The 12,198-nt window shown below is 36.9% G+C and carries 13 protein-coding genes and 4 tRNA genes; all 17 read right to left on the reverse strand.

The features are described from left to right. Positions 1–14 precede the first annotated feature (14 nt). The 17 genes from K364_RS0107785 to K364_RS0107865 all read right to left on the reverse strand — a co-directional run bounded on the left by K364_RS0107785 (position 15) and on the right by K364_RS0107865 (position 12,112). The gene (locus K364_RS0107785; RefSeq protein ID WP_028307573.1) at positions 15–1,133 is read right to left on the reverse strand and encodes a Nif3-like dinuclear metal center hexameric protein; all 1,119 of its coding nucleotides are present in this window, start codon (positions 1,131–1,133) and stop codon (positions 15–17) included. After that, positions 1,124–1,816 (reverse strand): tRNA (adenine(22)-N(1))-methyltransferase, encoded by a 693-nt coding sequence (locus tag K364_RS0107790; protein WP_035268387.1) that lies wholly within the window; start codon positions 1,814–1,816, stop codon positions 1,124–1,126. Before K364_RS0107790 ends, K364_RS0107785 begins: the two co-directional genes overlap by 10 nt. A gap of 182 nt (positions 1,817–1,998) precedes the next feature. Further along, positions 1,999–2,074 (reverse strand) — tRNA-Val (locus K364_RS0107795). A 20-nt stretch (positions 2,075–2,094) separates the two neighbouring features. Continuing rightward, positions 2,095–2,170 (reverse strand) — tRNA-Glu (locus K364_RS0107800). 32 nt (positions 2,171–2,202) lie between these two features. Beyond that, positions 2,203–2,277, reverse strand: a tRNA-Ile gene (locus K364_RS0107805). Positions 2,278–2,284: 7 nt separating this feature from the next. Beyond that, positions 2,285–2,359: transfer RNA gene (locus K364_RS0107810), tRNA-Asn, on the reverse strand. 105 nt (positions 2,360–2,464) lie between these two features. Then, positions 2,465–3,550 (reverse strand): RNA polymerase sigma factor RpoD, encoded by a 1,086-nt coding sequence (gene rpoD / locus K364_RS0107815; protein WP_242841669.1) that lies wholly within the window; start codon positions 3,548–3,550, stop codon positions 2,465–2,467. A 43-nt stretch (positions 3,551–3,593) separates the two neighbouring features. Then, positions 3,594–5,399, reverse strand: coding sequence for a DNA primase (gene dnaG, locus K364_RS23200; protein WP_051533872.1), 1,806 nt, complete (start codon positions 5,397–5,399; stop codon positions 3,594–3,596). 505 nt (positions 5,400–5,904) lie between these two features. Further along, complete coding sequence (locus K364_RS0107825; RefSeq protein WP_028307576.1) at positions 5,905–6,912, reverse strand: deoxyguanosinetriphosphate triphosphohydrolase; 1,008 nt, start codon at positions 6,910–6,912, stop codon at positions 5,905–5,907. Beyond that, entirely contained in the window at positions 6,899–7,642 is a 744-nt protein-coding gene (tatC, locus tag K364_RS0107830) for a twin-arginine translocase subunit TatC (protein ID WP_028307577.1), read from the reverse strand. The genes K364_RS0107825 and tatC overlap by 14 nt, the downstream gene beginning before the upstream one ends. 312 nt (positions 7,643–7,954) lie before the next feature. Beyond that, on the reverse strand, positions 7,955–8,452 hold the full coding sequence (locus K364_RS0107835) for a DUF4411 family protein (protein ID WP_340622506.1): 498 nt from the start codon (positions 8,450–8,452) through the stop codon (positions 7,955–7,957). After that, the gene (locus K364_RS0107840) at positions 8,419–9,600 is read right to left on the reverse strand and encodes an XRE family transcriptional regulator (protein ID WP_028307579.1); all 1,182 of its coding nucleotides are present in this window, start codon (positions 9,598–9,600) and stop codon (positions 8,419–8,421) included. Before K364_RS0107840 ends, K364_RS0107835 begins: the two co-directional genes overlap by 34 nt. 154 nt (positions 9,601–9,754) lie before the next feature. Further along, positions 9,755–10,342, reverse strand: coding sequence for an RQC domain-containing protein (locus tag K364_RS0107845; RefSeq protein ID WP_028307580.1), 588 nt, complete (start codon positions 10,340–10,342; stop codon positions 9,755–9,757). Positions 10,343–10,717: 375 nt separating this feature from the next. Continuing rightward, positions 10,718–11,029: a type II toxin-antitoxin system RelE/ParE family toxin gene (locus K364_RS0107850; protein WP_028307581.1), complete on the reverse strand. Its 312-nt coding sequence runs from the start codon at positions 11,027–11,029 to the stop codon at positions 10,718–10,720. Beyond that, a complete protein-coding gene (locus tag K364_RS0107855) occupies positions 11,026–11,304 on the reverse strand; it encodes a type II toxin-antitoxin system Phd/YefM family antitoxin (protein WP_028307582.1) in 279 nt (92 codons plus the stop codon). Before K364_RS0107855 ends, K364_RS0107850 begins: the two co-directional genes overlap by 4 nt. A 222-nt stretch (positions 11,305–11,526) precedes the next feature. Further along, positions 11,527–11,865, reverse strand: a complete 339-nt coding sequence (locus K364_RS0107860; RefSeq protein ID WP_028307583.1) for a type II toxin-antitoxin system RelE/ParE family toxin — start codon at positions 11,863–11,865, stop codon at positions 11,527–11,529. Position 11,866: 1 nt separating this feature from the next. Further along, the gene (locus tag K364_RS0107865; RefSeq protein ID WP_028307584.1) at positions 11,867–12,112 is read right to left on the reverse strand and encodes a type II toxin-antitoxin system prevent-host-death family antitoxin; all 246 of its coding nucleotides are present in this window, start codon (positions 12,110–12,112) and stop codon (positions 11,867–11,869) included. Positions 12,113–12,198 lie beyond the last annotated feature (86 nt).

Here is a 12,198-nt window from a genome sequence, read left to right on the forward strand (position 1 = left end):
GGAAAACCCCTATCCTATATATAAGTCCATGGTTCATTATTTACTTTTGACACAATAACTTCCACATTGGCTTTTTGGTTCTGAAGCTCATTATCCAGATTGGAAGCAAAAATGGGTACTATCAACCTTTCAGTGATACCATGACCTGCATCAATAACACAAACACCCAGATTTTCCGCCTCCTGTGCCTGATGATAGCTTACATCTCCAGTTACAAATACCTGAGCACCTTTAATGGCAGCATTGTTTATTATAGTGCCACCAGAACCGCCACATACTCCAACTTTTTCAATCTTTTCCGGAAGTGAACCGGCTATCTTTAATACTGGGGCTTGTAAGCACTCCTTTAACATCTTTAAAAATTCATTTTTTGAAAGAGGATTAGTATAAATTCCAATTAAACCCAGGCCGTATTCCTCACCAGAATTGGCAAGTGGATAAAGATCATATGCTACCTCTTCGTAGGGATGTGCCTTTATTACTGCTTTTAGCACTTTATTCAGCAGTTTTTCAGGAACAATAGTCTCCAGGCGCATTTCCTCCACTTCCTCTATTTCTCCAGTCCTGCCTACATATGGACTGCTGCCCTCAAGTGGCTTAAAAGATCCTATTCCAGTTGTTCCAAAGGAGCAATGTGAATAATTCCCTATCCACCCTGCACCGGCATTGCCCATGGATAGTTTAACCTGTTCCACATGGGACATTGGCACAAAAACTACAAATTTAAAAAGCTTTTCAATACTCTCTACCTTTAAAATTTCTCCATGCCCTAAACCCAGCTTTTCAAAGAGCGCTTGATTAACTCCACCCCTACACAAGTCTAGATTGGTGTGGGCAGCATAGACGCTGATCTCATTTTGTATGAGTTTCTTTAAAACTGCCCCCATGGGATTGTCCCAAAGTATATTCTTTATAGGTTTGAATATTAATGGGTGATGGGAAATAATCATTCCTGCTCTAAGCTCAATAGCCTCATCCACTACCTGTTCGTTGACATCAAGGGAAACCAATATTTTATCTGTTTCTCCTTTGGGATTCCCCACTAAAAGACCAACGTTATCCCAGTCATAGGCTAGTTTTTTTGGGGCTATCTTTTCAATTGTCTGGACAATAGTGGCAACCTTTACAGACACGATACCAACACCTTTTCTAACATTTTTGCCTTTGCATTATAGTACTTCATTCTATCCTTGGCTGTTATCTTATTACTCTTATCAAGGTTATTAGCTATTTCTCTATATCGTTGAATTTTTCCTTCTAAAAGCATGGGAAATAGGGGATGTTTTTTTCTATATAATATTGGGCCAATTTCAATGAGTATATCATCAAAATCCTGAGAAACACCAGGCTCAGCAATAATAATTTCATAAAGCCTGTCATTTTCCATAACAAGGTCCTCATCAGCTATTGTTAAGCCTTTAGTATAGTGTAAATAGTTCCTTACTAATTCACACCCATTCATGGGCTGCAAAATTACTCTATTGACATTTTTCAGTAGGCTTGCTCCTCTTTTTAAGATTTCAATAATAGTCTTGCCTCCCATACCGGCTATGACTACAATATCAACCTTATCATTTAACACAGGCTCTAAACCATCACCCAATCGTAGATCTATGTACTTATCCAGCCCAAGTGTGGCAACATTATTCTTGGCCTTTAGATATGGACCACGATTTAATTCAACACCTATTACTTGCCAGGATAAACTATTTTGAATCAAGAATATTGGCAGTAAAGCATGGTCTGTTCCAACGTCTACAACATGAGAATTGGGTGTTATATATTTTGCAATTGTGGCAAGCCTATTGTTTAACATATTTTGCCTCCCATTTATACAAAATTGGTATTCTATTTAAATTCACCAAAACTTTCAGAATTCCTTGGTTTTTTTACAAAAACAATTCTCTTCTTTAATAATATCTAATTATATGAAAAAATATACAATTAATGGTTAATTAGAAAGCAAAAAACCTTGCATTGCAAGGTTTAATTTCAATATGGTGGGCGATGACGGGCTTGAACCGCCGACATCCTGCTTGTAAGGCAGGCGCTCTCCCAACTGAGCTAATCACCCATTTTTTTAGATGTTTAAATTGGTGACCCGTAGGGGATTCGAACCCCTGTTACCGGCGTGAAAGGCCGGTGTCTTAGACCCCTTGACCAACGGGCCGAATTAATTAATTTGCATTATTTACCTATTATTGGTGGGCCCACCTGGGATCGAACCAGGGACCGACCGGTTATGAGCCGGTGGCTCTACCGCTGAGCTATGGGCCCAATAAAATGGCTCCCCGGGCTGGGCTCGAACCAGCAACCACTCGGTTAACAGCCGAGTGCTCTACCATTGAGCTACCGAGGAACGCCCCTCAATACTGACAAAGTATAGTATAAAACATTCCAAATACGTTGTCAATAGTAATTTTTGTTACTACTCTATATTACTACTCTATATTACTACTCTATATTACTCTAGATAATCCTTAAGCTTTTTACTTCTACTTGGATGGCGAAGCTTTCGTAATGCTTTAGCTTCTATTTGCCTAATTCTTTCTCTAGTAACTCCAAATTCTTGCCCTACCTCTTCTAATGTTCTAGTTCTGCCATCATCCAAGCCAAAGCGAAGCCTTAATACCTTTTCTTCTCTAGGTGTTAATGTGTCTAATACATCCTCTAATTGCTCTCTAAGCAGGGTAAAAGAGGCTGCTTCTGCAGGTGCCAGTGCATCCTGATCCTCAATAAAATCACCCAAATGACTATCCTCTTCTTCACCAATGGGAGTTTCCAAAGAAACTGGTTCTTGAGCAATTTTTATTATCTCTCTAACCCTTTCCTCTGGAATATCCATTTCTACTGCTATCTCTTCTGGGCTTGGCTCTCTTCCTAACTCTTGCAGCAGCTGCCTGGATACCCTAATCAGTTTATTAATGGTTTCAACCATATGCACAGGAATTCTGATTGTTCTGGCCTGATCAGCAATTGACCTGGTTATTGCCTGACGAATCCACCACGTAGCATAGGTGCTAAACTTGAATCCTTTGCGATAGTCAAATTTCTCAACAGCCTTAATTAATCCTAAATTTCCCTCCTGTATTAAATCAAGGAACAACATGCCTCTTCCAACATAACGTTTGGCTATACTGACAACCAATCGAAGGTTTGCTTCAGCCAACTTGCGTTTTGCTTCAATGTCTCCCTGCTCTATTCTTATTGCTAGCTCTATTTCTTCATCTGCCGACAGCAAAGGAACTCTCCCTATTTCCTTTAAATACATTCGTACAGGATCATCTATTCCTATTCCCTCTGGAATAGACAAATCTATATCTATTTCAAGATCTTCCTTGTCGTCTTCCGCTTCTAACTGACCACTTTCAGGTATAACCTCAATTCCCATACTAGCTAAATGCTCATATATTTCATCTATTTGATCTGGGCTTAATTCTATACCTTGTAAAGTATCCATTATTTCTTTGTAGGTTAATATTCCACGTTTTTTCCCTATTTCTATGAGCTGCTTTATATTTTCTGTTTTCTTATCATCTTCTTTCACCATTGTCCCCCCTTCCATTAGGGTCATCATGCTTGAGCTTATGACTTTATTTTTTCCATTCTCGTTGGAGCTCAATTAAATTTAACACCAATGAGTCTACAACTTCCCTTTGCTCACATTCCTCTGCTGCTGAAATCTCTTTTTTAAGGCTTTCTATTTGGGTTTTATACCAGTTGTTCTTTATTATATAAACACAATCATTTATTGAATAAGTGTCTTCACTAGTGTTGAGTATTTCTGGTAAGAAACTCTGCAATTCCTCAGGTAGTGTAAGTATAAAAGCTTTAAAATTAAACCCATCACTAACCTTATTAGTTTCAATATATTTTATCAAACTTCTTATTATTAATCTAAACTTGGAAATCTGAAATAAGTGTAAACCCACAACTTCCTGAAACCAATCTATCTTTTGGGGATTTTCCATTATATACCTTACAATAAATCTTTCCACCCTGTATTGTATACTGTTCCCCAATAGATACTTTTCTTTGCTATTATTCCTTAGTGTTGCCTTTTTATCCCTATTGGCACCAATATTTTGCAGACTTTTGGAGTATTTTCCAATCTCTGCAGCTATTACTTGTTCAGTAACACCTAGTTTGCTGGAAATTAACCTTATATAGTATTCTCTTTCTACAAGACTGTCAATCTCTGTGAGATCTCTAATGATAAAATCAAGTACCTTTTTCTTACCTTCTATAGTGTCTAGGTTGTTTTTTTGTGCGGCAATTCTTAACTTATATTCAAGTAAATGGACTGCATCGTTTTTTATACAATGAACAAATCTTTCAGGGCCATGTTTTCTTATATAATCATCTGGATCACTTTTATCAGGTAAAGTAAGGATTTTAACCTTGCAGCCATTTTCGTGCAGGACAGATAGTCCTCTTAAAGCTGCCTCTTGGCCAGCTTCATCAGCATCATAGGCAATTACTACATTATCAGTATACCTTTTTAGCATTCTTGCTTGTTCTGCTGTAAATGCAGTACCTAATGATGCTACTGTATTTTTTATTCCCTTTTGATGGGCTGCAATAACATCCATGTATCCTTCTACCAATATAACCAGGTCTTTTCTTCTTACTTCATCTCTCGCAATGTTCATGCCATAAAGAAGCTTGCTTTTTTGAAATATTTTTGTCTCAGGACTATTAAGATATTTTGGAGCCTTTATTGTATCATCTATTATGCGACCCCCAAAGCCTATAATCAAGCCATTGAGGTTATATATAGGGAAAATAATCCTACCTCTAAAACGGTCATAATATCCTGAATTATTCCCGGTACTTGGACTTATCAAACCTACCTTCTCTAATTCAGATGGTGGCACATTCCTTTTTTTCATAAAACTTATTAATGAATCCCAATCATCTAATGAGTAGCCTATGCCAAACTCCATAATGATGTCAGATGAAATGCCACGGTTTTTTAAATATTCAAGGGCTTTTTTGCCTTTTGAGCTCTCCATAAGCATATAATGATAATATTTTTGTGCTAGAGAGTTTATTTCTATTAAAAAATTTTTTTCCTTATCTACCTTCTTGATTAATTTGTTATCTGTTAGCAAAATTCCTGCTTGTGATGCTAAAAATTCTGCAGCTTCAACAAAAGTATAATTCTCTGCTTTCATAAGAAAGGTGAAGACATTGCCTCCAGCACCACAGCCAAAGCAATAAAAAAGGCCTTTGGAAGGGTTAACTGAAAAGGATGGTGTTTTTTCACTATGAAAGGGGCATAGACCAATATAATTTTGTCCTTGCTGCTTTAATGATACATATCTGGATACAATTTGCTCTATGGAAACCCTTTCTAAAATTTCCTGAACCTTTTCCTCAGGAATAAAATTTTTCACCTTAAATCACCTGATTAATGAGTTTATATATTATTTCGTCATAAAACCATTAAGTCCTCCTATAGGATTTGCTGAGCAATGGTTATACATATTCTATATATATAGCTGTTTTCCTTCTATTTAAAAGCAATAAAAGTAATATATGTAGCAAAATTAGATAAAAAATAAAAATTTGTAAAATATTATCCCTATATGCTGACTGTTAATCCATCATGCAAGCCAATACTTTCCTAGTGTATGAGTATATATCATATGCTATACTAATAGTTGAAGAGAGTAATATCCCTTCATATCTTATTATTTTCCCTTTTGTTTTTTATTAACCTCCCAGGGCTTTGGGAGGCTTTTTTTGTATTGTATATTGTATAGAAAAATGAACATAAAAAGAAGCAAGCATCTCTTCGTCGGTCAGACTATTTAGGCATTGACTAGATACCTAACAGGATGCTTGCTTCTTGGTAGTATTATTAACATAATTAATCTAGAATATACATCTATAATATTACTAAATAATAGAAAAACCTGATGGCACAAAAAGCTTTTGATAGATGGCTATAGCATATCTATCTGTCATACCAGCTATATAATCTATAACCAGAATATCCTCATTTGTTTCAGCATCATTATGTGCTTTATATTCATTGGATATTTCCTGTGGATGATTGCAATAGTAATGGTAAATCTCCTGCACCAATCTCATGGCTTTTTTTTCTTCAGTTTTGGCCAGAGAACCTATATAAACATTTCTAAACAAAAATTGTCGCAATTCATCCATTGCAGCAGATACTTCCTTGCTCATTGTTATATAAGGTTTATCCCAGCTTGCATCAATCATATCTCTAACCATTTTATTAATTCTTTCACTATGCTTAAAACCAAGAACCTTAAGGCATTCCTTTGGCAGGCTTTCTAGTGACATCACTCTTCCCCTAATGGCATCATCAATATCATGGTTAATATATGCTATTCTGTCAGCTATTTTTACAATCTGTCCCTCCAGTGAACTAGGGGTTACATCTCCAGTATGATTTACTATGCCGTCTCTTACTTCCCAGGTTAAATTCAATCCAGTACCTAACTCCAGTTTATCAACTACTCTTAAGCTTTGGATGTTATGCTTAAATCCCCCGGGGTGCACCTGGTTAAGGGCCGTTTCACCTGCATGGCCAAAGGGAGTGTGGCCTAAATCATGGCTTAAAGAGATAGCTTCTGCTAAATCTTCATTAAGCCTTAAGGCCCTTGCTGCAGTCCTTGCTATCTGACTTACCTCTAAAGTATGGGTTAGCCTTGTGCGAAAATGATCTCCTTCCGGTGATATGAAAACCTGTGTTTTGTGCTTAAGCCTTCTAAATGCCTTTGAGTGAATAACTCTATCCCTGTCTCTTTGAAATGCTGTACGCACATCACATGGTTTTTCCTGAACTATTCTCCCCAGTGTAGATTTTGATTTAACAGCATAAGGGGAAAGCCAATCCTCTTCTCTTTTTTCAAAAAGCTCTCTAAGAGATGACATCTGTCTCCTCATCCTCTTCTTTAACTTTTTTTCTTATTAGCCAGGCAATCAAAATACTAATTTCATAAAGCAGTATTACAGGACCTGCCATAAGCAGCTGGGAAACTACATCTGCAGGGGTTAAAACTGCGGAAATTATAAATATAATAAATATAGCGTACTTTCTTTTGGCTTTAAAAAACTTATAGTCTGCAGCACCAATTTTAACTAGAAACACCACTGCCAGGGGCAGCTGAAATACTAACCCAAATGGCAGCAGAAATCCTAAAACAAAAGCAACATATCTAGCAAATGACAGCATGGGTAACAGGTCAGCACCCTGCCCAATAAAGAAAAGTAGTGCAAGGGGCAGTACTACATAATACCCAAAAACAACCCCTGCTGCAAATAATATGGCAGACATGGGGGCTATCATATAAACATATTTTCTTTCATGGGCATATAATGCTGGCAGAATAAAGCTCCATATCTGCCATGCAGTAAAAGGTATAGTAATTATAAATCCAGACAGGAGACTTATTTTTAATCTTGTAATAAAAACCTCTGTTACGGCAAGCTGTGCTAATTGAATATCTTTCCCAGCTATGGGAGCATTGATTATTATAAATAAAACATCTTCGAACAGGGCAAAGCTTACCACAGTGCCAACTAATACTGCTATCACAATTCTGATAATTACTTTTCGTAATTCTTCTAAATGGTCTATTAAGGTCATTGATGTGTCTGACATGAATTTGCCCCCTTGGCAGTGTAACCTTTTGAATAGTTATTCTTTATGATAGTATAAAACAAAACTTGGCTTGCGCCAAGTCTTTTAGAACGCAGAGGGAAGCCTTAGTCTGGTGAATAACGAACTTAGACGTTATATATCAGCTATGAAGTAAGACGCTGCGTTTTAGCCGACCGCTATCTTCAGGCAAAATTATGTTTTCTACGGCAACGAGTATGGGGCCATATTCCATTTTGCCAGATTTTTTCCCCTCCAAACTTATAAAATAGGCTAGCACAATAAAATTATACTAGCCAAAACATCCAGATTGTATTAAAATTTCCAACCTTCCAAACGAACAAGTTGCAAAAAATCTATACACTCAATTTGCAGATATTGGCATATATTAGGAATCTTAGGCCTTTTAGCACCAAGTCCAACTGCCTTTTCTCCAGTAACCACAACAGCACTATTCACCTTTGCTAAAGCTATCACATAAGGGTCAGCCCATATGCCATCACTACTCTCATCGGGTATAAATGAAGGGTACGTTTCAACAATTTCTGAAACTACTTGCTGCATTTCCTCACTAGGCTCTAGGAACATAAAATCTAATTCTAAAGCCCATTGATAAAGCTCATCTCCTCCTCTTTCTAGCTCAAGTAATACTTCATCAGGTGCAAAGAGTCGCTCATTCTGAGCTAAGTCAATCAAATGAGTCCACAAAGAATTAAAAATATCAGGAGGATAATCTCTTCTCCACGCATGTAGTAGGGCACTTGTATCTATACAAAAAATCAGAATTCTTCGCCCCTTTCTACACTTGTCAATAAAGCTTGCTCAATAGCTGGAATATGCTCTAGTTTGATTCCTCCAAGAAAATTAGAAAGATCACGAGAGCTAATTGCTTCATTGTAATAAGCAGAAAGAACAAGGTTAGTATAAGCCGCTCCATTATTACGGAGTACTTTTCTAAAATAAGGAACATAACCACTTTTCCCAGTCTGTTGCTGTTTATATGCTTCTATAAATTCACAGCGTTTTCTCCGATACTCTGCTTCGGATGTTTTACCTAATATAAGTAGTCTTCTTAAGATCACCTCTTTACTAACCATATAACGATTAGATAGGTGACTAATTTGATAATCATCCCAATTATTGTTATAGTTTTGTCTCACAATGGTTTCACTTAATAGTGCTTCTTTAGGAACTAAGACCTCTCCTGCTACTCGATTACAATAGGTCTCTACTGTATGATCAACATCAAGATCGTTATCATGCAAATCGCAAATTCCACTTTTGTCTAATGCAATATGAACAAACTCATGAATAAGTGTAAAAATTCTACCCCGTGGAGAATCTTTGCCATTAACAGCAACTACTGGGAAAGGCTTCCGGCTAATAGAAAATCCTCTCATCTGGTTAACATCAACATTTCCAGTTTGGAATACTAATACTCCAGTCCTTTCTATGGCAGTTGTCCATGCCCTAAGGGCTTCATAATGATCAGACCAAGAGTGCTGTTCCTCAATTGTTATCTGAAGTAATTCTCTAATTCTACCTGCTAAACTATCAGGAGGTTCAGACATTTCAGTCTCAAAATGAAATTGTGGAGGCTGTTCACCCAACTGCTCACTAATTTCTAATGCAATGGCTCTTCTTGCAAAAGCACGCCGAATCTCAAAACGTAAATCCGGTCTAATTTCAACATTAGCATCGGAAAGCAAACGAAAGTCCGGCAAAGTTTGAGGCTGTTCAGGGGTTGTATGACGGTAAAATAAAGCAGAAGGTCTTCGGTAAACTCGACCTGCTTCTCTAAGTTGTCTTAAAGTTGGCTTTGCATCTCCAGATTCCCAAGCCTGAAGTCTCTCAATAGACGTTCCTATTTTATGAGCAGCTTCTTCCAAACTGTAACCAGCAGTTTGTCTGGCCCAGACTAGAATACCAGGATTCACATTTGCTCTAATACGTTTAGCCATCGCAATCACCTCCTTCATAAATACTTTAAATATATTTTATCATATTCTATTGAATAATAGACTGATAAATTGGAAACGGCTATTTATATACTTCTTCCTTGAATTCAGGGATAAAGTACTTATAGTATATAGCTTTCAAAGTTATTAAGTTTCATCAATATATTGTTCCTTCTTTCACAAGATAATCAATAACCCTCTGAATTTCAGTCTGTACCTTCTTATACTCAATTTCCTTCCAGGCTTTCAGAATTGGTATAAACCGTGCATTACCGGTCAGCTTGATTTTCTCAATTAATAGCAATATCATTCCCCGGTTTCTATCCTTCAACTCCTGAACAAAACTGTAGTCTTTTCCTTCCAACAGCTTCTCAAGCTTTTGAAGCAGTTCCTCCGCATAAGTTTCCCGCTCTATCTCCCAGCCAATTTCTGAGAAAATAAGCATGGGAAGCCTATCTCTATATTCTATTTCAAGGTATCCCTTCTTTATCATCCAATCTATCCGGCAGGTTATTTCCTGCAGGGTAAACTCCCGGTAGTATCCGTAGACAGGGCATTGATCCAGGCCATGTTTAAGAACCTTTTTGTCCTTTGAACCTTTAAGGATCTTGGAAAGCATGCTCCTTCCCCCGGTTGCAATAATTTCGTCAGCGGCACGAAGAATTGCTTTTATTTCTTCATCTGCTAGATAGCGTATGCCACCGCTGTCAAGTTCATATCTGACTCTTTGTTTTTTTCTGCTCATGGTTACACCACTTCTCTTAAGACTTATCTATTGTATTCATTAAACTGCAAAAATGCTTTAATCTTTAAAAGTTGTTCTGCCATTTTCAAAACACCAATTGGTGACAAATTCTCCATAAAATATACATTTCCTGCTACATTATGGAAATAAGTTGAAGGAGTATTCATCCGTTGTCATCAAATCGGCATTTACGGAAACCGGTGCTTTCGGTAGCGTTACAGCAAAAGGTAATCCGCCTGTCATTGAAATCTGCTTCAGATAAATATCTATTTCCTAAAAAACAAGGTACTGCTCCTTAAAAATATTAAGTGGCAGTACCCTCTTTCTACATCAAGAGATTCAATAAGATCAAGGCCTGACCCTAACAACCTACAACTAAATCAAATTTCTGTATTCCCGTCTTCCATCTACAACAGCATAAATCGTTACAGTCTTTTTTTCATCATCTAATTTATAAAAGACAAGATGTTTTTCCACAATGAGTACTAGATATCCCTGTTTTCTCAAAATTGAATATCTTGGTGTATTTCCCGACCTTGGAAAATCCTTTAATCTATTTATTGCTGTTTCTATTTTATCCAGATAATTTATCGCAATATCTACACTTCCCGAATCATCAGCAATATAAAAGATGATTTCACGAAGCTGCTCCTCTGCTTTATCCGTCCTCATAATTTTGTATTTCATCCATTCTTCCTCTCCATTAAAGATTTCCGAATGTCATCAAACGTATTCTGCATAGGTGCAACTCTTCCATTTTTTACATCATCTTCAGCTTCTGCCAGTGTACGTAACAACTCAAGTTCAGATTCCATCTGATAATACTTTTGCAATCCCATTACCACTGTATCTCCACGTCCATTTACAGTAATAATAATTGGTCTCTGTGTCTCCCTGCATTGCTTTGAAATTTCGCTATAATGATTTCTTAAATCAGAGGATGGTCTAATCTCAGATTCCATATATACACCTTCTTTCTAACACTTTTCATAGTCATATCATATCATAATATGACTAAGCACTCAATAGTTCATTTGACTGCATTTGCCCGTTGTCATCAAATCGGCATTTACAGAAACCGGTGCTCTCGGTAGCGTTACAGCAAATTGCTTAAATACTGCCTGGGCTGCCGCTATCATAATGGACCAATCACAATTTTTTACTATTATGGAACATTTCATGTATCAGCAAACTTCATCTTCTTCAAGACTTGTATGAACTTCAAAAAGTATCCTCATAAAATCCTGACGTTCATTTAGAACTCTGATGATCTTCACTATGTCACCTTCAATTCTATAAAATACATAATTCTTTTCAATGAAGAAATACATATAATCTGTAGAAATATCAATCATTCTTCCCAAAGACACCCCTAATACGGGATATTCCTCTAATCTCCTAACGCTGGTTGTAATCTTACCTAGAGCCTTTTGGGCAGGATCAACCCCAAAATTCCCAATAATATATGCCTTGATTCTCTGTAAATCCTCTAGAGCCTTCGGTGAGTATTCCACTTTTCTCATACTATAATCCTAATGAAGCTTCTACTTCATCAGCAGAAAGCCACCCTTTCTCCCTAGCTGATTTTTCCCCTTCCTCAAGCTGTGCCATAAGCCTTACCATTGCACGGAGCTTATCAAGTTCTTCAACTTTAATAATTGCATATTCACCTCTTCCATTTCTGGTAAGGTATACCGGATTGTTGTAGGATACCTCTTTTAATACTTCTGTATAATTTCTCAAATCTGATATTGGTTTAATATTTGGCATTTTCATCACTCCTTATAAATATTATAAGCTAAATCGCCAAAAACAACAAAGTAAATTAACATGTTAATTTACAGCGTTTATGTACA

It is taken from the genome of Desulfitibacter alkalitolerans DSM 16504 (assembly GCF_000620305.1).
Taxonomy (GTDB): Bacteria; Bacillota; DSM-16504; order Desulfitibacterales; family Desulfitibacteraceae; genus Desulfitibacter; species Desulfitibacter alkalitolerans.

What these genes read in the sequence shown, in the direction of transcription:
- K364_RS0107790 (WP_035268387.1), bottom strand. Translation starts at nt 1,816, where the DNA reads ATGTTAAACAATAGGCTTGCCACAATTGCAAAATATATAACACCCAAT.
- rpoD (WP_242841669.1), bottom strand. Translation starts at nt 3,550, where the DNA reads ATGGTGAAAGAAGATGATAAGAAAACAGAAAATATAAAGCAGCTCATA.
- K364_RS0107825 (WP_028307576.1), bottom strand. Translation starts at nt 6,912, where the DNA reads ATGTCATCTCTTAGAGAGCTTTTTGAAAAAAGAGAAGAGGATTGGCTT.
- tatC (WP_028307577.1), bottom strand. Translation starts at nt 7,642, where the DNA reads ATGTCAGACACATCAATGACCTTAATAGACCATTTAGAAGAATTACGA.
- K364_RS0107840 (WP_028307579.1), bottom strand. Translation starts at nt 9,600, where the DNA reads ATGGCTAAACGTATTAGAGCAAATGTGAATCCTGGTATTCTAGTCTGG.
- K364_RS0107845 (WP_028307580.1), bottom strand. Translation starts at nt 10,342, where the DNA reads ATGAGCAGAAAAAAACAAAGAGTCAGATATGAACTTGACAGCGGTGGC.
- K364_RS0107850 (WP_028307581.1), bottom strand. Translation starts at nt 11,029, where the DNA reads ATGAAATACAAAATTATGAGGACGGATAAAGCAGAGGAGCAGCTTCGT.
- K364_RS0107855 (WP_028307582.1), bottom strand. Translation starts at nt 11,304, where the DNA reads ATGGAATCTGAGATTAGACCATCCTCTGATTTAAGAAATCATTATAGC.
- K364_RS0107860 (WP_028307583.1), bottom strand. Translation starts at nt 11,865, where the DNA reads ATGAGAAAAGTGGAATACTCACCGAAGGCTCTAGAGGATTTACAGAGA.
- K364_RS0107865 (WP_028307584.1), bottom strand. Translation starts at nt 12,112, where the DNA reads ATGCCAAATATTAAACCAATATCAGATTTGAGAAATTATACAGAAGTA.